We start from the raw sequence: 23,098 nt of genomic DNA, 5'->3' as shown, positions 1-23,098 counted from the left end.
TCGTCACCATGCCCAAATCGCTCGGTCACGCCGCGATCCACACGCCCGACGCGCAGGATCGCGATCGTTTCTCCATTTCCGATCTGTCCGCCGAGTTCGGCGTCAGTGCCCGCGCGCTGCGCTTCTACGAGGACGAGGGGCTGATCGCGCCGGAACGCGTCGGCCTTTGCCGCATCTATTCCCGGCGGGATCGGGCGCGGCTGGCGTGGATCCTGCGCGGCAAGCGGGTGGGCTTCAGCCTTGCCGACATCCGTGAGATGATCGACCTCTACGACGTGGGCGACCAGCGCCGTACCCAGCGCCATGTGACCATCGAGCGATGCCGCGCGCGAATGGACTTCCTCGCCCGCCAGCGGGTCGACATCGATGCCGCTCTGGCGGAACTGGGCGGCTTCGTCGGCCTGCTCGAACAGGCCGAGCGACAGGCTGCGCCGGTCCCGGCGGGAGACGCCTGATGCCCGTCTATCACGCGCCCGTTCGCGACACGCGCTACATTCTCGACGAGGTGCTGGGGCTGGCGGGCCATGCGAACCTCGCCGGTTTCGCCAACGCCACGCCCGACGTGATCGAGGCGGTGCTGACCGAGGGCGCGCGTTTCTGCGAGGAGCAGTTGTTCCCGCTCAACCAGCCGGGCGACCGCGAGGGCTGCACCCGCCACGCCGATGGATCGGTGACGACGCCGGCCGGCTTCAAAGCGGCCTACGATGCCTTCGTCACAGGCGGCTGGCCGACGCTGGCTGCGGGCGAGGCGCATGGCGGGCAGGGGATGCCGGCCGTCGTCTCCACCGCGTTCGAGGAGTATCTCATCAGCGCCAACATGGGCTTCGCCATGTATCCGGGGCTGACCCACGGGGCGATCGCGGCGATCGTCGCCAAGGGGTCGGCCGAACAGCAGGCGCTGTACCTGCCGAAGATGGTGTCGGGCGAATGGTCCGGCACGATGAACCTCACCGAGCCGCACTGCGGCACCGACCTGGGCCTGATCCGCACCCGCGCCGAACCGAACGGCGACGGCACCCATGCGATCACCGGCACCAAGATCTTCATCTCGTCGGGCGAGCATGACCTCACCGCCAACATCGTCCACCTCGTATTGGCCAAGATCGCGGGCGCGCCGGACAATGTGAAGGGCATCTCGCTGTTCATCGTGCCCAAGTTCCTGCCCGATGCCGATGGCGCGCCGGGGGAGCGCAACGCCGTCTCCTGTGGGTCGATCGAGGAGAAGATGGGCATCCACGCCAATTCCACCTGCGTGATGAACTACGACGGCGCCACCGGCTTCCTCGTGGGGGAGGAGAACAAGGGGCTGGCGGCGATGTTCATCATGATGAACACGGCCCGGCTGGGCGTGGGCCTGCAGGGGCTGGGCGTGGGCGAGGTCGCGTACCAGAACGCCGTCGCCTATGCGAAGGACCGGCGGCAGGGCCGCGCGCTGACCGGCCCGGCCGACCCGGACGAGAAAGCCGACACGCTGTTCGTCCACCCCGATGTGCGACGGATGCTGATGGAGGGCAAGGCGCAGCTTGAGGGCGCGCGTGCGCTCTGCCTGTGGGCGGCGCTGCAATCCGATCTATCGGTCCATGCCGAAACCCCGGAGGAACGACAGGCGGCGGACGATCTCGTCTCCCTGCTGACGCCGGTGGTGAAAGGCCACGTCACCGACATCGGCTATCGCGTGGCGACCGATGCGCAGCAGGTGTACGGCGGCCACGGTTACATCCGCGAATGGGGGATGGAGCAATATGTCCGCGATGCGCGGATCGCCCAGATCTACGAGGGCACCAACGGCGTGCAGGCGATGGATCTGGTCGGCCGCAAGCTGGGGTTGCACGGCGGGCGCGCGGCGATGGCGCTGTTCGGCCTGATCGCGGGGGAGATCGCGGCGGGTAAGGACGATCCGGCGGTGGCGGCGGCGACGGGCGATCTGCCCGCCCGGCTGGAAAAGGCATTGGGCGAGTTGCAGGCGGCGGCGATGTGGTTGATGAAGCGCGGCATGGCCAACCCCGACGATGCCGGCGCCGCCGCCTACCCCATGATGACGCTCACCGGTGTCGTCGCGCTCGGCTGGATGTGGCTGAAGATGGCGCGCGCCAGCACGGCGGCGATCGCGGCGGGGGCGGGGGATCGCGCGTTCCACGAGGCCAAGCAGGTCACCGCCCGCTTCTATGGCGAGCGCATCCTGCCCGATGCCGGCGCGCTGCGACGCAAGATCGAGGGCGGCTCTGACAGCCTGATGGCGCTGCCGGTGGAGGCATTCTGAAACAGTTGGCAATGATGATGGCTGGCCTGATGGCGGCGCCGGCCCTGGCCGCGCCGCCCGTCGAGGCCGTGCGCGCGGTGCAGGCGGCGGCCGGCCTCGCCCCGCTCGACGCCGGGGCGATCCGCTTCACCGCGATCCAGCCCGCCGGGCGCGGCGCGACGGTGTACGAGGCGACGCGGAACGGCGGCGGTGCGCGCAGGACGATCATCGACCTTACCAGCGAGGCGCCGGGCCGGTGGGCCGTGATCGCGCGCGAGACGAAGCCGGTGGCGGGCGAGACGCTCGATTATCTCGCCGGGCGGATCGACGCGGCGCTGGCCGCCCCGCCGGAAGCCGCGCCGTGCGACGACGGCACCGATTATTATGCAGAACATGGCGGCAGCGGCATCGAGGGATGCGCCACCGACCACCCCAACGCCGCGATCGCCCGTGCGCTGGGGCTGGCCGAGCCGGTGGCGCCCTGACGGAACCGGCCCGCGTGCCCGGCCCACGTGAATGGACGGTCGGCGATTTCACCCTGCGCGACGGGCGCATAGTCCTGCGCAAGACGGGCAATTCCGCCGCGATCGACCGGCGGCTGATCGCCGAAGTCGCGACATGGCTCGCCTGCCATCTCGCCGTGCGGCTGTTCGGCACGCTGCGCCATGCCGGGCGACGGCGTGCGGCAATCCGTTTCCTGCCCGATCGCCCGCATCCGCGCTATATGGTGCGCGCCGCCGCCATCTGGGCGGGATTGAGGTTGGTGGAGGACGACGCGACGGCCGATGCCGCCTTCTTCTTCGAGGATGCCACCGTCTCGCCCCCGGCGCACAGCGATTGCCCGCGCCGGCTGAACTTCGCCTGCACCGATATCTCCAAGAGCCATGTCGCCGCCGTGTTCGAGGCCACCTTCGGTTATCCGCTGGCGGTGGACCCGGCGACGTGGCGCGGCCCGGCGGTGGAGAAGGCCGAGGCCAACGGCACGCACGACGGCCGCATCGTGGAATGTCCGCGTCCGCCGCAGCCCGGGCGGGCCTATCAGCGCCTGATCGACACGATCGACACAGATGGCCATGCGATCGACCTGCGGACGCACTGCATCGGGGGCATGCCGGTGATCGTTTGGATCAAGCGCCGCGCGGCCGACGCGCGCTTCCTGCCACCCAATCTGTCGGCGGAAAGCCGCTCGCCGGAGGAGGTCTTCTCCCCCGACGAACGCGCCGCCATCGCCCGGTTCTGCGCGGCGATGGGGGCGGACTGGTGCGGGCTGGATATTTTGCGGGACCGCGACGGGCGGATCTACGTGGTGGACGTGAACAAGACCGACGCAGGCCCGATCACCGCTTTGCCGTTCGCCCAGAAGCTGCGCGCCGTCGCGCTGCTCGCCCGCCACCTGACCGCGCTGGTGGCGGGCGATGCCCCTTATTCCGGCAGGAAATCCGGGACCGACAGGTAACGCTCGCCGGTATCGTAGTTGAAGCCCAGCACGCGCGGGGTGCCGCCCGTCTCCGCCAGTTTCTGCGCGATCGCCGACAGCGTGGCGCCGGACGAGATGCCGACCAGCATCCCCTCCTCGCGCGCGGCGCGGCGGGCGTAGTCCTTGGCGTCGGCCGGATCGACCTGGATCGTGCCGTCGAGCAGTTGCGTGTGCAGGTTGGCCGGGATGAAACCCGCGCCGATTCCCTGGATGGCGTGCGGCCCCGGCTGCCCGCCCGAGATGACGGGCGAGAGCGTCGGCTCCACCGCGAACACCTTCAGCCCCGGCCATTCGGCCTTCAGCACCTGCGCCACGCCGGTGATGTGCCCGCCCGTGCCGACGCCGGTGATGAGCAGGTCGATCGGCGCATCGGCGAAGTCGGCGAGGATCTCGCGCGCGGTGGTGCGGACGTGGATGTCGATGTTGGCCGGGTTCTCGAACTGCTGGGGAATCCATGCATCCGGGGTCCGCCCGGCCAGTTCGATCGCGCGCTCGATCGCGCCCTTCATGCCCTTTTCGCGGGGCGTAAGATCGAAGCTGGCGCCATAGGCCAGCATCAGCCGCCGCCGCTCGAGCGACATCGATTCGGGCATCACGAGGATGAGTTTGTAGCCCTTCACCGCCGCCACCAGCGCCAGCCCGATGCCCGTGTTGCCGCTGGTCGGCTCGATGATGGTGCCGCCGGGCTTCAGCTTGCCCGAGGCCTCCGCCTCCTCGATCATGGCCAGCGCGATGCGGTCCTTGATCGAGCCGCCGGGGTTCGAGCGTTCGGACTTGATCCACACCTCGGTCTGCGGAAACAGGCGGGCCGCGCGGATGTGCGGGGTGTCGCCGATCGTTTCGAGGATGCTCTGCGCCTTCATGTCGCTTTCTCCTGTCCGGGTGCGTCTTCGAGGGTTTTCGGGGGTGCGAAGGTGCGCGCGTTCTTCAGTTCGGGGAACCAGCGCGACCAGAGGATGGTGACGATGATCGCGCCGATGCCGCCGGCGACCACCGCCGGCACCGGGCCGATCGCGGCGGCGAGGAAGCCCGACTCGGCCTCGCCCAGCTCGTTCGACCCCGATACGAACAGCGTGGAGACGGCGCCGACCCGGCCGCGCATCTCGTTGGGGGTGTAAAGCTGGATCAGCGACTGGCGGACATAGACCGACAGCATGTCCGCCGCGCCCAGCACGACGAGACAGCCCAGCGACAGCGGCAGCCAGCGCGAGAAACCGAAGGCGATCGTGGCAAGGCCGAACACCGCCACCGCCCACAGCATCTTGATCCCCACGTCGCGCTGCAACGGCCGGCGGCTGAACCAGATGGCCATCACGATCGCGCCCACCGCCGGCGCCAGCCGCAGCAGGCCCAGCCCCGCCGGGCCGACGAACAAGATGTCGCGTGCGAAGATCGGCAGCATGGCGGTCGCCCCGCCCAGCAGCACCGCGAACAGATCGAGCGAGATCGCACCCAGCACCAGCCGGTTCTCGCGCACGTAGCGCAGCCCGTCGATCATCTGGCGGAACGGGTTGGCCGCGCGATCGAGGATGGTGCGCGGGATCGGCCCGATCATCATCAGCGACAGGAACGCGCAGAGGAACAGCCCGGTGCTGACCGCATAGGGCATGAAATGGCCGGTGGCGTAGAGGAAACCGCCCAGCGGCGGGCCGACGACCGATCCGCCCTGCCACGCGATCGAACTCATCGCGATGGCGGTGGGCAGCACCTCCTTGGGCACCAGGTTGGGCGCCAGCGCCTGCAACGCCGGCCCGGCGAAGGCGCGCGCCACGCCCAGCAGCGCGGCGACGCCGAACAGCGCGGGCAGCGTGGTGGTATCGTGCCACGCCATCCACGAGAGTGCGGCGGCGCACCCGCATTCCAGCAGCACGGCGGTGCGCGCGATCCAGCGCCGGTCGATCCGGTCCGCCGTCCAGCCGACCACCAGCGTGAGCAGGAGGAGCGGCAGGAATTGGGCGATGCCGATAAGCCCGAGCTGGAATGCCGCCTCTCGCGGGGGCATCGTGCGGCGGGCGATATCGTATACCTGCCAGCCGATGACGACGACCATCGCCATCTGCGCCACCGTGCTGGCGGCGCGCGCGATCCAGTAGGCGCGGAAATCGGGGAAGGAGAAGGGGGAGGGATTGTGCGCCATGACGCTCCGTCTAGGCCGGGTCGACATGGCGCGGCAATGCAGGCTTTTCTATCAGGCGCGTAGGAAATCCAGCAGGTCCTGCGACACGCGATCCTTGTCGGTGGCGAGCAGGCCGTGCGGGCTGCCGTCATACTCGATCAGCGTGGCCTGCGCGATTCCCCGCGCGGCGGCCCTGCCCGTCGCGTCGATCGGCACCGTCTTGTCGGCGGTGCCGTGCAGGATCAGCGTCGGCACGGTGAAGGCGGGCAGGTCGGGGCGGAAATCGGTACGGCCGAACGCATCGACACAGGCGATCGTCGGGCGAAGGCCGCCCTGCATCGCCATCATCAGGCTCCAGTCCAGTACCTCCTGGCTCACCGGGCTGCTGATCCAGCCGACGCCGTAGAAATCCTGCGCAAAGCCGGCGAGGAAGTGCGGGCGATCCTTGCGCAGGCCGTCCTTGATCTGTTCCAGCTGCGCACCCGGCACGCCGTTCGGGTTGCTGTCGTCCTGCAACACATAGGGCACGACCGAGGCGACCAGCCCGGCCTGCACCACGCCCTTGCCGCCGTGGCGGGACATGTAGCGCGCCACCTCGCCGCCGCCCATCGAGAAGCCGACCAGCGCGGCATCGGTGGCGCCGGTGGCGGCGATCACGGCGGCGAGGTCGTCGGCCAGCGTATCGTAGTCATAGCCGTCCCACGGCTGGCTCGACCGGCCGAAGCCGCGCCGGTCGTAAGCGATCACGCGATGCCCCGCTTCCACCAGCGCCAGCGCCTGATCGTCCCACGAGTCGGCGTTCAGCGGCCAGCCGTGCAGCAGGATCACCGGGCGGCCCGCGCCCCAATCCTTCACGTAGAGATCGGTGCCGTCGTCCGTCTTGATATAGGGCATGTGCCGCGCTCCATGGAATCTCCGTGGCTGAACGCCCGGGCGGCGCCGGGTTTCCCTGCCGCATTCGTGCGCGTCGCCATCTCCCACCGCAGGATGTCGTCGACGATCAGGCTCAGGACGGCGAGGCGACGTTCGCAAAGGTCGCCCGAGGCATGCATGCGGGCGAGCTGGGCCTTGCACAGCCGGTCGATCAGGTCGCGGGCTGCATCGTTGCACACCTCGCCCAGCACCGCCGCGCACACGCCGTTCACATAGTCGATGAACTCGGTTTCCGTCATCGTCCGTTCTTCCCCGCCGTGGCCCGTTGCTCGCGGGGCTTCGGCGCGGCCCCGTCTGCCGGGCGATCTCGCGGCGTTCAAGGCCCGGACCGTCGCTGCGGGAGAGAATCCGTTCCGTTCCGGTGATTTACCTTGCGCCTGAACGGCCGCACGACGATGCCGTGGGTGCAACGATCGCGAACGAGACATGAGGAGGATCGGCGGTGACGAGAGAAAGCAGCCTTGTCGCCCGGCTTTCGGGATACATGGACCTGACCGCAGCCGAGCGCGACGCGCTCGACTGGGCGGAACGACGCGAGGTGACGCTCAAGGCGTCCGAGGTGCTGCTGCGTGAGGGCAGCGAGAACGACATGCTGTTCATCGTCCAGAGCGGCTGGCTGTTCTCCTCGACGATGCTGCCCAACGGCAGCCGGCAGATCCTGCGTTTCCATTTTCCCGGCGACGTGATGGGCACGTCCGGCATCGCCTGGCTGCCGGCCGTCCACAGCCTCACGGCGGTATCGGACTGCGTGGTCGCGGAACTGACGCGCGCCAATTTCGCCCGGCTGTTCCGCGAGAAGCCCCGGCTGGCCGGGCTGTTCTACGCGGTGGCCGCCGCCGAGGGCGTGGCGCTGTGCGACCGGCTCACGTCGGTGGCGCGGCTCGATGCGATGCAGCGCGTGGGCACCTTGCTGCTCGATATCCTCGCCCGGCTGCGCGTCACCTCGATCGGGGTGGTGCGATCGTTCGACCTGCCGCTGACCCAGACCGACATCGGCGACGCCGTCGGCCTCACCAAGGTGCACGTCAATCGCGTGCTCGGCCGGCTGGAGGAGCAGGGGTATATCGAGCGGAACGGGCGCCGTGTCACGATCGCCAACGAGGACCGTCTTGTCGAACTCACCGGATTCGTCGATCGTTATGCCGTCGTCGAAACCAACTGGATCATCGAGGCGGACGATAGATCGGCAGCAACGATCCAGCCTTCCTCTGGTAACCTCGATCACAATAGCATCGCTTTTTCATGAGATATTAAGATGGAGCATGGACGCACCGCTCGCTTTTAAGCCACCGCCTGCCGATCGGAACGGTTGGAGGGGATGAATATGGCTGATCGTGTGGGCGTTGCCGTCGTCGGTCTTGGTGGTGCCGTGGCGACCACCGCCGCTGCGGGGATCGAGATGATCCGTGCCGGCTCGAACGACCTTCAGGGGCTGCCGCTGGCCGACCGCGCGGTGCGCGGAATGGTCGACTATCGCGATCTCCACTTCGGCGGCTGGGATCTGGGCGGCGACGATCTCGCCACCGCCGCGCGCCGCCACGGCGTGATCGGCGACCGCGAGCTGGACGACGGCGCGGCCGGCCTCTCGCAGATGATGCCCTGGCCGGCGGTCGGCTCGACCGATTTCTGCGTCAACATCGACGGCGCGAACAAGATCGTCGCCGGCAGCCATCGCGGTGCGGTGGAGCGCATCCAGGCCGACATGCGCCGCTTCCGCGAGGAGAAGTCGCTCGACCGGCTCGTCGTCGTCAACCTCGCCTCCACCGAGCGGCTGCCCGATGCGACGGCCCCCTCGCTCGCCACGCTGGAGGCGTTCGAGCGCGGGCTGGACGCGAACGATCCGGCGATCAGCCCGGCGATGCTCTATGCCTATGCCGCGATCGACGCGGACACGCCCTATGCCAACTTCACCCCCTCGGTCGCCGCCGACGTGGCGCCGCTCGCCGATTTCGCCGCGCGCCGCAACGTGGCCGTCGCGGGCAAGGACGGGAAGACCGGCCAGACCTTCATCAAGACGGTGATCGCGCCCGCCCTGCGCGATCGTGCGCTGCATGTGGACGGCTGGTTCTCCACCAACATCCTCGGCAATTCGGACGGGCTGGCGCTGGACGATCCGCAGTCGCTCGCCTCCAAGCTGGGCACCAAGACGAGCGTGCTGGACCAGATCCTCGGCTATCCGGTCGAGAACCACATCGTGATGATCCATTATTACAAGCCGCGCGGCGACAACAAGGAGGCGTGGGACAACATCGATCTCACCGGCTTCCTCGGCCAGAAGATGCAGCTGAAGCTGAACTTCCTGTGCAAGGATTCGGTGCTGGCGGCCCCGCTGGCGATCGAGATCGCCCGGTGCCTCGATCTGGCGCACCAGCGCGGCGACGGCGGCGTGCAGGAGCAGATGGGCGTGTTCTTCAAGCTGCCGCAGACCAGGGGCGGCGTGCCGGTGCACGGCTTCGGCGAGCAGCAGCTGATCCTCGACCGCTGGCTCGACGGCGACAAGTGACCCTGTCCGCCCCGGTGGGTGCGATGGCGGATGCGGGCGTGGCGGACCTGCCGGTTTCGCCCGAGTGGCTGCCGCTGCTGACCGAACTCGGTGACCTGAAGCGGACCTATTCGGCGAACGCCGCCGGTTCGATCGCCGAGCGGCTGTTCGCGCGTGGCTGGGGGGCGCTGGCCGCCGGGCAGGATGCGGGCGCGGTGATGCGCGCGATCGTGTCGACGGCGCTGGCGGCCGCCCGACTCGGCGACCTGGATCGGGAACGGCTGATGCTGCTAGGCCTGTCGGCGGACGCGGCGGCCACAGTGCTGGCGCGCGCGCTGGACGAGGTGGCCGGTCCGCTCGACCCGGCGCTGTGTGAAATGTTGCGCGCGGCGGTGGGCGAGGGCGCGCCCGATCCCGCACCGCTGCCCGGCTTCGTGGCGAAGCTGGCGCGACAGCCGAGGGCCGGGGTCACCTGTCCGGGTCGGCCGCGGCTGATGCTGCAGCCGGCGGAGAACCACGCCGAGCACAGCGTGGCGGTGGCGATCTATGCCGCGCTGCTCGCCCCCGGTTTCGCCGCCGATCCGGTTGCCGCCTTCCTCGCCGGCATAGCGCACCACCTCTACAGCGCCGACATGCCCGACTCCGGCTTCAGCGGCGAGATGCTGCTGGGCGACGAACTCGACGGCGTGATCGCCCGCTCGCGCGAGATGGCGCTGGCCGATCTTTCCCCGCCCGTCGCCGCGATGGCGCGCGCTGCGGTCGCCCTGATCGTGGACGACGCCACCCCCGAGGCGCGCGCGTTCCACGCCGCCGACGTGCTCGATCGCGTGCTGGAGACGGCGCAGCATCTGCGTGCCCGCGAGGCGACGATGGACGTGGTATTGCACGAGTATGAGCTGGTCCACGCCGGCCCGGTCAAGCCGTTCCACGACGCGGTGTTGCGCCGGGTGGGCCTGCTGTGAACGTGTGGCGCTCGCCCGTCAGCGGGGCCGCATTGGCCGCCGACACGCCATGGTCGCTCGATGACGGCCGGGGCGAGCGGTGGCCGGTGGTGGACGGCATCCCCTATCTCCGCATCGGCCGCGAGGCGTTGGTGGCCGATACCCTACGGCTGCTTGACGCCGGCGAAGCGGACGCCGCCACCGCGCTGCTGCTCGCCGATCAGGACGACTGGTGGACCGGCCCCGCCGCCGACCCCGCCGACCTCGCCCGGCTGGTGCGCGAGCGCGACACGCTGACCCTGCGCGAGGCGATGGCGCTGCTGCGGCTCGGCCCGGTGGCGGATTATTTCGCGCACCGCTGGGTGGATCCCACCTATCTGGCCGGGCTGGCGCTGATCGAGGCGCACTGGCAGGCGCCCGCCCGCGCGTTCGAGCTGGCGTGTGGCATCGGCCATTATCTGCGTGCGCTCACGGGCCGGGGCGTCGCCTGCATGGGCGGCGACGTGGTGTTCGCCAAATGCTGGCTCGCGCGGCACTGGGTCGCCCCGGCGGCCGATTACGTGGTGTTCGACGCCGGGGGCCACTGGCCGCTGGCGGACGACCGCTTCGATCTGGCGATGTGCCACGACGCCTTCTATTTCCTGCCCGAACAAGCGCATGTCGCCGCCTGCCTGCGCGTCACGCTGGCCGAGGGCGGCGTGCTGGCGATCAGCCACCTGCACAACGCGGATTATCGCGATGGCGCGAAGGGACCGGCGCGGTCGGCGACGGCGTGGCGCGCATTGTTCCCCGACGCGGTGGTCTATGACGAGCGCGCGCTGCTCGCCGCGATCCTGCATCCGCGCGCGCCGGCCGCGATCGGCTGGCGCGACGATCCGGCGATCGAGGCGTGGTCCCTGGTGGAGGGTGGCGGCGCGGCGCGGGTGCCCGAGAACGGCGTGGCGATGCCCCCGGCCGATGCGATGCTGCGGCCCAATCCGCTGCTCGATGCACCTGGCGGGGTCCGCTGGCCGTCCGACCGCTGGCGCGACGAATATGGCGCGGGCTGCCGCTGGGCGCTCGCCGACGAGGCGCTGCCATATCCGCCCGATCCGGTGCGCCTGCGCCGCCTCGTCGACCTGCCGGCGCGCTGGTGACGGCGGGCATGAAGGGGCGCTGGGGCATCGCGGGCTATGGCTGGGTGGCGCGCGACCATATGGCGCCGGGCATCCGCGCGGCGGGCGGCACCGTGTCCGCCGTCGCCGATCCCTCGCCCCACGCCCGCGCGCGGGCGGAGGCGGAAGGGATCGCCGCATTCGAGACGGTAGAGGCGATGCTGACGGCAGGCGCTTGCGACCTGCTCTACGTCGCCACCCCCAACGATGCGCATCTCGGCCCTGTCCGCGCCGCCGCCGCCGCCGGGGTGCCGGTGCTGTGCGAGAAGCCGCTGGCCGCGTCGCTCGCCGATGCCGAGGCGATCGGCGCGGCCGCCGCCGGGCTGCTGGCCGGCACCGCGTTCGACCAGCGCCACCACCCCGCCCACCGTGCGATGGCCGACGCGATCGGGAATGGCGCGATCGGCCGGCCGGTGGCGATCCGTATCGTCTATGCCTGCTGGGTCGGGCCGGACTGGTCGCCCGGCGAGGAAGCCCATGACAACTGGCGGGCGGACCCGGCGCGGGCCGGCGGCGGCGCGGTGATCGATCTGGCGCCCCACGGCCTCGATCTCGCGCAGATGCTGCTGGGCGAGCCGCTCGTGTCGCTGCACGTCGATCTGCAACGCCGCGTCCACGCCTATCCGGTGGAGGACGGCGGGATGCTCTCCGCGCGCACCACCTCGGGCGTGCTGCTGAACGCCCACGTCGCCTATAACTGCGCCGAAGCCCTGCCGCGCCGCCGGCTGGAGGTGCTGGGCGACACCGGGCTGCTCGTCGCCACCGACACGATGGGGCAGAGCGCGGGCGGCACGCTGGAGCGTCGCTGCGGGCGCACCGGCGCGCACGCGCCGATCGCCTTCGCCGCCGATGCCTCGCCGTTCGCTGCCCAGGCCGCCGCCTTCATGGCCGCCGCGCGCGGGCACGCGCATGACTTCGACCTTGCCCGCGACGTGGCGCTGATGCGGCTGCTCGACGGTGCCTATCGGGAGGCCCTGCGGTGGCTCTGAACTGGTTCGCCTGCGCCAACTGCGGTTTCTGGCAGCGCCACTTCGCGCCGCCCGACTGCCCGGTCTGCACCGACGTGCGCAACGACCTGCCCGAAGACGGCTGGCGCTTCCTGCCCGAAGCCGACGTGCGCGCAGGCCACGAGGGCGCGGCGCGCGAGGTGGCGCCCGGCCTGTGGGCGTTCACCACCACGCCTGCGCTGGGGCTGGCCGGCACCGGCTGGCTGATCGTGCGCGAGGGCGGCAACATCGCGTTCGAGGTGGCGCCTTACTACTCGGACGACATGCTGGCGACGATCGAGCGGCTGGGCGGCATCGCCTTCCTCTCGGCCAGCCACGCGCACGGCTATGGCGCGATGTTCCAGTTGCAGCGCGCGTTCGATCCGCCGGTCGTGGCGATCCAGCGCGGCGACCTGCAGCTGACCAAGGCGTTCCGCGTCACAGCGCCGTTCGACGACCGGCTCGACCTCGCGCCCGGTTACACGCTGCATCACGTCGGCGGGCATTACGAGGGGCAGGCCTGCCTGCACGATGCGCCCGGCCGCCGGCTGTTCTGCGGCGACATGTTCAAGATCGATCAGGACGCCGCCGGCCGCTCCACCACCATTTCCAGCCACAAGGCGTTTCACAAGGATATCCCGCTGACCCACGCCGAACTGCGCGGCTACCGCGACGCGATCGCCCCGCTCGATTTCACCGCCGTGCTGACCCCGTTCGAATATGCGCCGGAGGTGAGCCGGGACGTGGCGCTCGCCGCGCTGGACGAGGGGCTGTCGCGCGCGCCCGGCGTGCGGCGACTGGCGCTGCCGGGAACGTGGCCGGAGATGGGGGCATGAGCGGCGCGCGGATCGGCCTGCCCGATGGGCTGGGGGCGGCGGCGCACCGCTATCTCGATGCGTTCCCGGCCGGCGACGTGGTGGCGTTCCCGATCGACGGGCTGGACCGCGTCGGCCTGCCGGTGTGGGTGGTGGCGCTGTTCCCGGAAGATCCGGCGCTGGATGGCATCATGCCCTACGGCGTCGGCTACGGCGCAGATGCCGAGCAGGCGGTGCTGGGTGGCCTGGGCGAGATCGCCGAGATGGTGTGGCCCACGCTCACTTTGTCCGCGCGCGCCAAGACGAGGGGCAGCTACGACGATCTGGTGCGCGCGCTGGGAGCGGCGGCGGTCGCCGATCCGCTGACCCTGTGCCTGCCCGCTGGATCGCCGGTCGATCGCGCCACCGTGCTGGAATGGGTGGAGGCGCGGCGCTGGCGCGACGGCGCCGCCGTCCTCGTGCCGATCGACCTCGCGGCCTATTCCGCGCGGGAGCTGTCGCCCGGCTACCGGCCGTTCACGACGATCATTTCGAACGGGATGGGCGCGGGGCCGGACCTCGACTGGGCGATCGGCCACGGATTGTGCGAGATCTTGCAGCGCGACGGCAACGGCCTGCTGTTCCGCGCGCTCGATCGCGGCGTGGCGCTGGACGTGGCGGCGGTGCCGGCGCGGGCGCAGGCGATCCTCGATCGTTATGCGGCGGCCGGCATCCGCGTGCTGCCCAAGTTCGCCACCGACCAGTTCGGCCTGCCCAACCTCTATTGCGTCGGCGCGGACACGGGGCAGGAGCCGGCCGCGCCGATCATGGCGACCGCCTGCGGCGAGGCGTGCCACCCGGATGCGGGCGCGGCGCTGGAAAAGGCGCTGACCGAATATGCCGCCAGCCGCGCGCGCAAGGCCTTCGCCCACGGGCCGGCCGCGCTGGCCGCGAGCGTGGCGCCGGAGGGCTATGTCGCGCGCTTCATGGCGCAGGCCGGTGGCGCGGCGAAATCCAGCGATCCGCGTGCCTTCAAGACCATGCAGGACTGGACTCGCCGTTCCGCTGCCGAACTGCGCGGCTGGCTGGGCGACACGATGCTTTCCGAACGCTCGACCCGCGCCTTTGCCGACCTGCCGTCCGCCCCGGCCCCCGACGGCCACGCCCGCGCCGCTGCGGCGCGGGCCGCTGTGGAGGCGGCGGGGTTCGATATCCTCTATGTCGACATGTCTCCGCCCGACCGCGCCGTCACCGTGGTGAAGGTGATCGTGCCCGGTATGGAGGTGGAGACGATGAGCTACTACCGCATCGGCGCACGCGGCACGGAGAAGCTGCTCGCGCTCGATTCACCGCTGATCCGCTTCGGCGCGGCGACCGAGACGCTGCGCCCGGTGCGGCTCGATCCGGCCACGGCCGAGCGGCTGGGCCATCCGCTGTTCGACACGGCCGAGGCGGACCGCATCGTCGGCCCGCTCTACCCGCTGTACCGCGAGCCGGAGGCGCATCACGTCGCCTTCGCGGAAGGCCGCGCATGAGCCTGCGCTTCGCCTACAACACCAACGGCGCGGCCAACCACCGGCTGGACGACGCGCTGCGGCTGATCGCCGACAACGGTTACGATGGCGTGGCGCTGACGTTGGACCATCACCACCTCGATCCGTTCGCGGACGGGTGGGAGCGCGAGACGGCGCGGGTCCACGCGCTGCTCGACCGGCTGGGTCTGGGCAGCGTGATCGAAACCGGCGCGCGCTATCTGCTCGATCCCGCCGCCAAGCATGAGCCGACGCTGGTGCACCCGGCGGTGGAAGGGCGGGCGCGGCGGGTGGATTTCCTCTGCCGCGCGATCGACATCGCCGCATCGCTCGGGTCGGAAACGGTGTCGTTCTGGGCCGGCGTGCCGCAGCCCGCCGTCGATCGCGCGGTCGCGCTGCGCTGGCTGGACGACGGTCTCGCCCGCGTGCTCGACCATGCCGCGCGATGCGGGGTGGATGCCAGTTTCGAGCCGGAACCGGGGATGCTGATCGAGACGGTGGCCGATTACGACTGGCTCGTCGCGCGCCACCCCGGCCTGCGCCTCGCGCTCGATACCGGCCACTGCCTCGTCACGCAGGATATCGACCCGGCCGAGGCGGTGCGCCGCTACGCCGCCCGGCTGGGCACGGTGGCGATCGAGGACATGCGCCGGGGCGACCACACGCATCTGCCGTTCGGGCAGGGCGACATGGACATCCCCGCCGTGCTGGCCGCGCTGGAGGGGATCGGCTTTACCCGCCTCGTCTGCGTGGAGCTGAGCCGGGAAAGCCCGCGCGCGCATCAGGCCATCCCGGAATCGATCGCGTGGTTGAAGGGGCTGGCGGCATGAGGATCTGCTTCGTCTCGCGGCGCTTCTTCCCGGCGATCTCGGGCATGTCGATCTACGCGATCAACCTGCTGCGCCAGCTCGTCGCGGCCGGGCACGACGTGACGATGGTAAGCCAATATTATGGCGATCCCGCAAAACGCCGCGTCTATGGCGGCGGCCCGCCCCCGGCGGTGGACGGCGTGCGCGTGATCGGGCTGGAGGCATTGGGCGAGCAGGCCGGCGGCGATTTCGAGGCGGATGTGGGCGCCATGATCGCCACCATCGCCGCCGAACATGCCGCCAGGCCCTTCGATGTGCTCCACGCGCAATATGGCTACCCCACCGGCTGGGCCGCGCTGATCGCCGCGCGCCGGCTGGGTGTCCCTTGCGTCGTCTCGATCCAGGGCGGCGACGGGCACTGGGTCGGCTCCTGCTGCGAGACCCACCGTATCGCGATGATGCGCGTGCTGGACGGGGCGGACGCGCTGCTGATCGGCGGGCGCAGCTTTGCGGAGGAAGTGCGCGACCGGCTCGGCACGCCGCTCGATCGCTTCACCATCGTGCCGGGGGCGGTGGATACCGAACGCTTCACGCCCGGGCCAAAAGCGGAGACATGGCGGGGGCAAGGCGATCCGGTGCGCTTGTTCTACCACGGCCGCGTCGATCGCCGGAAGGGCGTGCTCGACATGCTGGCGGCGCTGCCTGCCGTATCGGGGAACTGGCGCTGCACCATCTCCGGCATCGGGCCTGACGTGGTGCCGGCGCAGGCGCTGGCGGCGGAACTGGGGCTGGGCGACCGCGTCACCTTCACCGGCTATGCCGATTACGACGCCGTCCCCGCGCTCTATCGCGATCACGACGTGTTCGTCTCGCCCACCTATGCCGAGGGATTCTCGAACACGATCCTCGAGGCGATGGCGAGCGGGCAGGCGGTGCTGTCGTGCCGGTCGGTCGGCGTGGTCGATTGCCTGCGCGACGACGACAACGGCCTGATGACCGAACCGGGCGACGTCCCCGCGCTCACCGCCGCGCTCGCCCGGCTGGTGAACGATGCGCCTCTCCGGGAACGCCTCGCGGCGACGGCGTTGGCGGAATGCCGGCGGGGGTACAGCTGGCATGCGGTGGGCGCGCAGATCATGGGCGTGTACGAGGCGGTCCGCGCGATGCCGCCGGGCGCGGCGGTGGACGAGGCGATCCCGATCGCCCCCTGCCGCTTCCGCAACGAGCCGCACCTGCTGTGAGCCATCTGCTCGCCATCTCGCCCCATCTGGACGACGCCGCCTTCTCGATCGGCGGCACGCTGGCGGCACACGTGCGGGCGGGTGGGCGCGTCACCGTGCTGACCTGCTTTACCGGCAACGTCGCACGGCCGACCGGGTTCGCGCTCGCCTGCCAGCGCGATAAGGGGCTGGCGGACGATGTGGACTATATGGCGCTGCGTCGCGCGGAGGACGAGGCCGCCTGCGCGGTGATCGGGGCCGAGGCCATCCACCTCCCGTTCCTCGAAGCGCCGCACCGTGGCTATGCCTGCGCGGTGGCCTTGTTCGGCGCGCGGCGGGGTGACGATGCGATCGTCGCGCCGCTGGCGGAGGCGCTGGCCGATGCCATCGCCCGCCTCGCGCCCGATCGCATCGCGGGGCCGCTGGCGATCGGCGGGCATGTCGATCACGTCGTCGTCCGCGAGGCGCTGGCGCGGGCGACCGACACGGCGCTGCTGTGGGAGGACTGGCCCTATGCCGATCGCCATGCCCTTTCCCCATCGGCCGAGCCGGCGCAGCGCACGGTGCTGGACGATGGCCTGCGTGCCGCCCGCCACGCCATGTGCGCGGCCTATGCCACGCAGATCGGTTTCCAGTTCGGCGATGCCGGCCGGCTGGCCGCGCGGCTGGCGGGGATCGGCGAGGAACGACTCTACGGGCAGGGCGTAATGTCGGTTCGCCCGGCCCGATGATGCGGACGGGGCGTTCATCGCATTTGCACGCACCGTGCGACCACCCCACCGGGTTTCCTTCGACGGAGCATGCAGCCTCATGACCCAGGTTTCCGTCGTCACGCTGGCGAAGGGCCGCAGCGACCATCTCGTCAATCTGGTGCGCGGGCTGATGCGGCAGACGCTGCCGCCCGCCGAGCTGATCGTCGCGGTGATGCAGGAGGCGCCCTATGATCTGCCGGACGCGCCGTTCCCGATCCGCCAGATGACGATTCCGGCCGAGGCGCTGCCGCTGGCCGCCGCGCGCAATGCCGCCGCGCGCGTGGCGACGGGCGAGGTGATCGTGTTCCTCGACATCGATTGCATCCCCGCGCCCGCCCTGCTGGCGGACTATGCCGGCTTCGCGACCGGGTTCGACGGGTTGCTGATGGGCGAGGTGCTGTACCTGCCCGGCGGCGCGACCGGGGGCGACTGGGATTACGACCGCTTCGCCGCCGTGGCCGTGAAACATTCGGACCGGCGCGGCCCGCCGCCGCATGGGCTGGAGGTCTGCACCGACTATCGCTGCTTCTGGTCGCTCAATTTCGCGATGCGCCGTGCCACCTTCCTCGCCGTGGGTGGGTTCGACGAGCGGTATGACGGCTATGGTGGCGAGGATACCGACTTCGGCAAGACGCTGGATCATGCCGGCGTGCCGATCGCGTGGATCAGGGGCGGGCTGGCCTATCACCAGTATCATCCGCATCACATGCCGCCGGTGCATCACCTCGACAGCGTGATCCGCAATGCCGAGCTGTTCGAGGCGAAGTGGGGCTATCGCACCATGGGCCACTGGCTCCACGCCTTTGCGCTGATGGGGCTGATCGACAATGCGCCCCACCGCCCGATCCGCATCCTGCGCCGCCCCGACGACGCCGATCTGGCGCTGACCGGGCAACAGAGCCACCAGCCCTATTCAAACACCACCAGCGTGATCCGGCTCCTCGAAGAGCGTGCGGCATCGGCGGCCGGCGAGGCGGCATGAGGATCGCGGTTCTCGCCCATGTCCGTCAGCCGATCGCGCCGCCCTTCGCCGGCGGCATGGAATCGCACTGCTGGCATCTGGTGACGGGGCTGCGCGCGCGCGAACATGATGTGGTGCTGTTCGCGTCCGGTGACAGCGACCCTGCCCTGCCGCTCGATCCGGTGCTGCCCGAGCATTACGAACGCACCTTCCCCGGCGCCGAGCATCGCGGCGACGCGGCGCTGATCGCGCATGTCGACGCCGGCTATGCCGCCGCGTGCGACCGGATCTTGGGCGGCGGGTTCGATGTGGTGCACAACAACAGCCTGCACCGTTTCCCGATCGAGCCGCGCCGTACCGCCGTGGTGCCCACCGTCACCTCGTTGCATGTACCGCCTTACGAGGCACTGCACTGGTTCGTTCGTGCCAGCGTCGTACCGGGGCACCGCCTCACCGTCACCTCCGCGCGGCAACTGGCCGCGTGGTGGCCTGAGGGCGCGCCGCGCGAGGCATCGGTACTGCACAACGGCATCGATCCCGCCGCCTGGCCGTTCGTGGCGGCGGGCGACGGTGGTGCCGTGTGGTGCGGGCGGATCACGCCGGGCAAGGGGCCGCATCTGGCGGCGCTGGCGGCGGCGCTGGCGGGCGTGCCGCTCACGCTGTTCGGCGCGATCGAGGATGCCGGTTACTGGGCGGCCGAGGTGGAACCGCTGCTGGGCGGGACGATCCGCTATGGCGGGCATCTGGACGGTGCGGCGCTGGCGGCGGCGATGGGCCGCGCCTCCGTCTTCCTGTTCACCCCTTGCTGGGACGAGCCGTTCGGGCTGGCGGCGGCAGAGGCGATGGCGTGCGGCCTGCCGGTCGCCGCGTTCGACAATGGCGCTGCGTGCGAGGTGATCGGCGAGGCGGGCTGCTATGCCCCGCCCGGCGACGTGGCGGCGCTGGCCCGCGCGATCCGCGCCGCGATGGCGATACCGCGCACCGTGCCGCGCGATCGCGTGCACCGTGCGTTCACCCACGATCGCTGGCTGGACGGCTGCGAGGCGCTGTACCATGAGGCCATCGCCGCCCGCGCGCCGCTGGCGGCATGACGGGGGCGGGGCGATGACGGCGCGGGCATTGCTGGAGGCGCTGTGCCGCGCGCATGTCGGGCAGGGGACGCCCTATGCGCTGGTCGACTTCCCCGATCACGCCAACGTGGGCGACAGCGCGATCTGGCTCGGCGAGCTGGCGATGCTGCGCGGCGTGACGGGGCGCGACCCGTGCTATGTCTCGACATGGCATGATTTCGACCCCGACGCGTTTCGGCGGGCCTGCCCGGACGGCGTGCTGTTCCTCCACGGCGGTGGCAACCTCGGCGACATCTGGCCGCACCACCAGCATTTCCGCGAGCATCTGCTGGAGACGGTGCGGGATCGGCCGCTGGTGCAGTTGCCGCAATCGATCCACTTCCGCGATCCCGCCAAAGCGCAGCGTTTCGCCACGCTGGCCGCCGGGCACCCCGACTTCACGCTCTACGTGCGGGACGGGCGAAGCCTCGCGTTCGCGCGGGCGCGGTTCGCCTGCCCGTCGCACCTCGCGCCGGATTCCGCGCTCGCGCTGGGGCCGCAGGTGCGGGACGCACCCGACTGCCGGTTGCTAATGCTGTTGCGCAGCGACGACGAACGCCGCGACCACGCAGGCCCGCCGCCGCCCGGCGCGACCGTGGCGGACTGGCTGGAGGACGACGCCATGCCCGCCGACACCGCCACCGACACCACCGTGGCCGCGCGCGAGGCGCAGGCGCGGGCGCGTGTCGGCCGTGGCCTGCGGCTGCTGTCGCGCGGGGAGGTGATCGTCACCGATCGGCTGCACGGCCACATCCTCACCGGGCTGCTCGGCATCCCCCACGTCGTGCTGGACAATGATTACGGCAAGATCGCCGGCTACATGGCGAACTGGCCTTCCCCGCTCGCCTTGCCCGCGACCACGATGGCGCAGGCCGTGGTGCTGGCGGATCGCCTCTCCCCGATCGCATGACGCCGGATGTCAGCCTGCTGATCTGCACGCGGGATCGCAGCGTCTCGCTGGCGGCGACCCTCGCCTCGGTCGCCCGCGCGGCGGCGGGGGCGGGCATCGCCATCGAGGTCGTCGTGGTCGACAACGGATCGGGCGACGACACCGCCAACGTGGCGACGGCGTGGTGCGCCGCCCAACCGTTTTCCGCCAGACTGTTGACGGAGACACGGCCGGGGCTGGCGCGCGCGCGCAACGCCGGGCTGGCGGTCGTGCGCGGGCGGATCGTGGCGATGACCGACGACGACTGCCGCCTCCATCCGGGTTATTTCCCCGCGCTGGTGCGGGCGTTCGCCGGGTCGGGCGGCCCGGCGATCATCGGCGGGCGCATCCTGCCGGGCGATCCCGCCGACCTGCCGGTGACGCTGAAGCTGGAGGATCACCCGATGATCGCCGATCCCGGCCGCTTCCCCGGCGGTTTCGTGATGGGGGCGAACCTGGCCTTCACCGCCGACGTGCCCGCCCGCGTCGGCCCGTTCGACGAGCAGTTCGGTGCGGGGGCGCCGTTCGTGTCGGCCGAAGACACCGATTTCCTGTTCCGTGCGACGCGTCTCGGCATCGCACTGCTGTACGACCCCTGCTTCGTGGTGGATCATCACCACGGTCGCCGCCGGGTGGAGGAGGAAACCCGGCTGCTCGCCGGCTACGGCTTCGGCGACGGGGCGCTCTACGCCAAGCACCTGCTGCGCGACCGGCGCGTGCTTGCCGCGATCGGGCAGGATCTGGACGACCTGAAGCGCGATGCCACCGATCCCGTCACCACCCATGCGGGCATCCGCCGCTTCTACGCCTTCCGCCTGCGCCACAAGGCGAGGGGTTTCCTGTCCTATGCTTGGCGCTCGATCAGGGGACGGCGGGAAGCCTGACGACCCGCCCGTTGCGACAGAAGGTCGATCCCCGGCCGCCCATGCCCTTGTGTCGAGCGACGTCGAGACACGGAGCGTCGCGTGCGTGGCCCGCCCCTCGACGTCGCTCGGGGCATGGCGGAGGAAACCCGACTTTCCGGGCTGTCCCTCGGGATGAGCGGGCCAGTCTGCCCCGGCTGAACGCTCGTCCGCCGCCCCGCTACCGTTCAGCGCGCCCAGCCGTCGGCGGCCGGCTCGATCGTGTCGAGGAAGGCGGCGGCGCTCGCGCGGCAGGCGTCGCGTGCCTCGGGTTTCATCCGGTCCCATGTGCCGTACATGTTCGCCATCCGGCGGTTGCGGCGAAAGCGGCGTTCGTGCCGCGCGAGAAAATCCCAGTAGAGCGCGTTGAACGGGCAGGCATCCGGCCCGGTCTTCTGCTTCACGTCGTACCGGCACGGCCCGCAATGATCGGACATGCGGTTGATGTAGGCGCCGCCGCCCGCATAGGGCTTGGTCGCCAGCCGGCCGCCGTCGGCATGCTGGCTCATGCCGATCACGTTGGGCAGCTCCACCCACTCATAGGCATCGGCATAGACGACGAGGAACCAGTCGGCGACCTCCTGCGGGCGCACGCCGGCCAGCATCGCGAAGTTGCCGAGCACCATCAGCCGCTGGATGTGGTGGGCATAGCCGTGGTCGCGCGTGTTGCGCACCGCCTCGGCCATGCACAGCATTTCCGTTTCGCCGGTCCAGTAGAATTCGGGCAGCGGGCGCGTGGCCTCCAGCGCGTTGGCGCCGGCCACGTCGGGCATCTCCATCCAGTAATAGCCGCGCACATATTCGCGCCAGCCGATGATCTGGCGGATGAACCCCTCCGCCGCGTTCAGCGGTACGTCGCCCGCCGCATGGGCATCGGCCGCCGCCTGCGCCACCTCCAGCGGGGTGAGCAGGCCCAGGTTCAGCGCGGGGCTGAGCCAGCTGTGGTAGAGCCAGTCCTGCCCCGTCACCATCGCATCCTGATAGGTGCCGAAATCGGGCAAAGCGGTGCGGATGAAGTGCGTCAGCGCCGCCCGCGCCTGCGTGGCGGTCACGGGTAGCGCGAACTTCTCCAGCCGCCCGAAGTGGCCGGCGAAGCGATCCGCGACGAGCGCCATCACGTTCGCCGTGGTTTCGTCCGGCGCGAAGTGCATCGGTTCGGGATAGTTCAGCCCGCGCCTTGGCGGCGCGCGATTTTCGCTGTCGAGGTTCCACTTGCCGCCCTCGGGCTTGCCGTCGGCGGTCATCAGCAGGCCGGTCTTGCGGCGCATCTCGCGGTAGAAATACTCCATCACCAGATCGTTGCGCGCCTGCGCCCATGTCTGGAATTCGAGGATGCCGCACAGGAAGCGGTCGTCTTCGAGAATATCGACCGGGATGGCGAAGCGGGCGGCCCAGCCGTCCATCATCTCGCGCACCCGCCACTCGCCCGGCTCCACGACGCGCAGGCGGGAGGGCCGGTGTCGCGCCACCGCGCGCGCGACCTCTCCGGTGAAGCTGCCGCTGTTGTCCGGATCGTCCAGCCGGATGTAGTCGACCGTCCAGCCGTCGCCGCGCAATTCGTCGGCGAAGTGGCGCATGGCGGACAGGATCAGCGCGATCTTGCGCTTGTGATGGCGCACGTAGACGGTCTCCGCCGCCACCTCCATCAGCAGCACCACCGCATCGGCCCGATCGACGTCGCGCAGCGAGGCGAGGCCGTGGGAAAGCTGGTCGCCGAGGACGGGGATGAGAATCGTCATGCGGCAGGGCAACGTGCGAAGATG

23 protein-coding genes are annotated in these 23,098 nt (G+C 70.5%); 18 read left to right on the top strand and 5 right to left on the bottom strand.

The genetic code is table 11. The features are described from left to right. Positions 1-8: 8 nt before the first annotated feature. The 4 genes from FOY91_RS04665 to FOY91_RS04650 are packed head-to-tail and all read left to right on the top strand — an operon-like array spanning position 9 to position 3,695. Positions 9-455 (top strand): MerR family transcriptional regulator, encoded by a 447-nt coding sequence (locus FOY91_RS04665; protein WP_145148625.1) that lies wholly within the window; start codon positions 9-11, stop codon positions 453-455. After that, the gene (locus FOY91_RS04660) at positions 455-2,260 is read left to right on the top strand and encodes an acyl-CoA dehydrogenase C-terminal domain-containing protein (protein WP_145148623.1); all 1,806 of its coding nucleotides are present in this window, start codon (positions 455-457) and stop codon (positions 2,258-2,260) included. Before FOY91_RS04665 ends, FOY91_RS04660 begins: the two co-directional genes overlap by 1 nt. A 29-nt stretch (positions 2,261-2,289) precedes the next feature. Continuing rightward, the gene (locus FOY91_RS04655) at positions 2,290-2,724 is read left to right on the top strand and encodes a hypothetical protein (protein WP_145148622.1); all 435 of its coding nucleotides are present in this window, start codon (positions 2,290-2,292) and stop codon (positions 2,722-2,724) included. A 14-nt stretch (positions 2,725-2,738) separates the two neighbouring features. Continuing rightward, positions 2,739-3,695: an ATP-grasp domain-containing protein gene (locus FOY91_RS04650; RefSeq protein ID WP_203234493.1), complete on the top strand. Its 957-nt coding sequence runs from the start codon at positions 2,739-2,741 to the stop codon at positions 3,693-3,695. Here FOY91_RS04650 and cysK read toward each other — a convergent pair. The 4 genes from cysK to FOY91_RS04630 are packed head-to-tail and all read right to left on the bottom strand — an operon-like array spanning position 3,662 to position 7,004. Next, positions 3,662-4,579 carry a cysteine synthase A gene (gene cysK, locus FOY91_RS04645; protein ID WP_145148620.1) on the bottom strand — a complete coding sequence of 306 codons (918 nt, stop codon included), beginning with the start codon at positions 4,577-4,579 and terminating at the stop codon, positions 3,662-3,664. The two genes, FOY91_RS04650 and cysK, sit on opposite strands and share 34 nt — an antisense overlap. Next, entirely contained in the window at positions 4,576-5,853 is a 1,278-nt protein-coding gene (locus FOY91_RS04640) for an MFS transporter (protein ID WP_145148618.1), read from the bottom strand. Before FOY91_RS04640 ends, cysK begins: the two co-directional genes overlap by 4 nt. A gap of 51 nt (positions 5,854-5,904) precedes the next feature. Beyond that, entirely contained in the window at positions 5,905-6,726 is an 822-nt protein-coding gene (locus FOY91_RS04635; protein ID WP_145148616.1) for an alpha/beta fold hydrolase, read from the bottom strand. Further along, positions 6,684-7,004: a hypothetical protein gene (locus FOY91_RS04630; RefSeq protein ID WP_145148614.1), complete on the bottom strand. Its 321-nt coding sequence runs from the start codon at positions 7,002-7,004 to the stop codon at positions 6,684-6,686. The genes FOY91_RS04635 and FOY91_RS04630 overlap by 43 nt, the downstream gene beginning before the upstream one ends. A 203-nt stretch (positions 7,005-7,207) precedes the next feature. On the opposite strand from FOY91_RS04630, the gene FOY91_RS04625 reads away from it, so the two are divergent. The 14 genes from FOY91_RS04625 to FOY91_RS04560 all read left to right on the top strand — a co-directional run bounded on the left by FOY91_RS04625 (position 7,208) and on the right by FOY91_RS04560 (position 21,317). After that, complete coding sequence (locus FOY91_RS04625) at positions 7,208-8,011, top strand: Crp/Fnr family transcriptional regulator (RefSeq protein WP_145148612.1); 804 nt, start codon at positions 7,208-7,210, stop codon at positions 8,009-8,011. A gap of 78 nt (positions 8,012-8,089) precedes the next feature. After that, positions 8,090-9,268, top strand: a complete 1,179-nt coding sequence (locus FOY91_RS04620; RefSeq protein WP_238995253.1) for an inositol-3-phosphate synthase — start codon at positions 8,090-8,092, stop codon at positions 9,266-9,268. Beyond that, complete coding sequence (locus FOY91_RS04615) at positions 9,265-10,209, top strand: hypothetical protein (RefSeq protein ID WP_238995252.1); 945 nt, start codon at positions 9,265-9,267, stop codon at positions 10,207-10,209. The genes FOY91_RS04620 and FOY91_RS04615 overlap by 4 nt, the downstream gene beginning before the upstream one ends. After that, a complete protein-coding gene (locus FOY91_RS04610; protein ID WP_145148608.1) occupies positions 10,206-11,324 on the top strand; it encodes a class I SAM-dependent methyltransferase in 1,119 nt (372 codons plus the stop codon). The genes FOY91_RS04615 and FOY91_RS04610 overlap by 4 nt, the downstream gene beginning before the upstream one ends. Continuing rightward, the gene (locus FOY91_RS04605) at positions 11,321-12,331 is read left to right on the top strand and encodes a Gfo/Idh/MocA family protein (protein ID WP_238995251.1); all 1,011 of its coding nucleotides are present in this window, start codon (positions 11,321-11,323) and stop codon (positions 12,329-12,331) included. Before FOY91_RS04610 ends, FOY91_RS04605 begins: the two co-directional genes overlap by 4 nt. Further along, entirely contained in the window at positions 12,322-13,164 is an 843-nt protein-coding gene (locus FOY91_RS04600; protein WP_145148606.1) for an MBL fold metallo-hydrolase, read from the top strand. The genes FOY91_RS04605 and FOY91_RS04600 overlap by 10 nt, the downstream gene beginning before the upstream one ends. Further along, positions 13,161-14,657 carry a YcaO-like family protein gene (locus tag FOY91_RS04595; protein WP_145148604.1) on the top strand — a complete coding sequence of 499 codons (1,497 nt, stop codon included), beginning with the start codon at positions 13,161-13,163 and terminating at the stop codon, positions 14,655-14,657. Before FOY91_RS04600 ends, FOY91_RS04595 begins: the two co-directional genes overlap by 4 nt. After that, a complete protein-coding gene (locus tag FOY91_RS04590; RefSeq protein ID WP_145148602.1) occupies positions 14,654-15,484 on the top strand; it encodes a sugar phosphate isomerase/epimerase family protein in 831 nt (276 codons plus the stop codon). Before FOY91_RS04595 ends, FOY91_RS04590 begins: the two co-directional genes overlap by 4 nt. After that, positions 15,481-16,704 carry a glycosyltransferase family 4 protein gene (locus tag FOY91_RS04585; RefSeq protein ID WP_145148600.1) on the top strand — a complete coding sequence of 408 codons (1,224 nt, stop codon included), beginning with the start codon at positions 15,481-15,483 and terminating at the stop codon, positions 16,702-16,704. Before FOY91_RS04590 ends, FOY91_RS04585 begins: the two co-directional genes overlap by 4 nt. Further along, entirely contained in the window at positions 16,701-17,414 is a 714-nt protein-coding gene (locus FOY91_RS04580) for a PIG-L deacetylase family protein (protein WP_162527132.1), read from the top strand. Before FOY91_RS04585 ends, FOY91_RS04580 begins: the two co-directional genes overlap by 4 nt. 79 nt (positions 17,415-17,493) lie before the next feature. Continuing rightward, the gene (locus FOY91_RS04575) at positions 17,494-18,417 is read left to right on the top strand and encodes a galactosyltransferase-related protein (RefSeq protein ID WP_145148596.1); all 924 of its coding nucleotides are present in this window, start codon (positions 17,494-17,496) and stop codon (positions 18,415-18,417) included. Further along, entirely contained in the window at positions 18,414-19,487 is a 1,074-nt protein-coding gene (locus tag FOY91_RS04570; protein ID WP_145148594.1) for a glycosyltransferase, read from the top strand. The genes FOY91_RS04575 and FOY91_RS04570 overlap by 4 nt, the downstream gene beginning before the upstream one ends. Continuing rightward, positions 19,450-20,415 carry a polysaccharide pyruvyl transferase family protein gene (locus FOY91_RS04565; protein ID WP_238995250.1) on the top strand — a complete coding sequence of 322 codons (966 nt, stop codon included), beginning with the start codon at positions 19,450-19,452 and terminating at the stop codon, positions 20,413-20,415. Before FOY91_RS04570 ends, FOY91_RS04565 begins: the two co-directional genes overlap by 38 nt. Next, a complete protein-coding gene (locus tag FOY91_RS04560) occupies positions 20,412-21,317 on the top strand; it encodes a glycosyltransferase family 2 protein (protein WP_145148592.1) in 906 nt (301 codons plus the stop codon). The genes FOY91_RS04565 and FOY91_RS04560 overlap by 4 nt, the downstream gene beginning before the upstream one ends. Positions 21,318-21,523: 206 nt before the next feature. Here FOY91_RS04560 and FOY91_RS04555 read toward each other — a convergent pair whose 3' ends face one another. After that, positions 21,524-23,074: a cryptochrome/photolyase family protein gene (locus tag FOY91_RS04555; RefSeq protein ID WP_145148590.1), complete on the bottom strand. Its 1,551-nt coding sequence runs from the start codon at positions 23,072-23,074 to the stop codon at positions 21,524-21,526. Positions 23,075-23,098 lie beyond the last annotated feature (24 nt).

It is taken from the genome of Alterirhizorhabdus solaris, from assembly GCF_007785815.1.
In the GTDB taxonomy this organism is placed as follows: Bacteria; Pseudomonadota; Alphaproteobacteria; order Sphingomonadales; family Sphingomonadaceae; genus Alterirhizorhabdus; species Alterirhizorhabdus solaris.
Note: the sequence above shows the minus strand (reverse complement) of the source record. Positions and strands in the feature narration are given on the sequence as shown.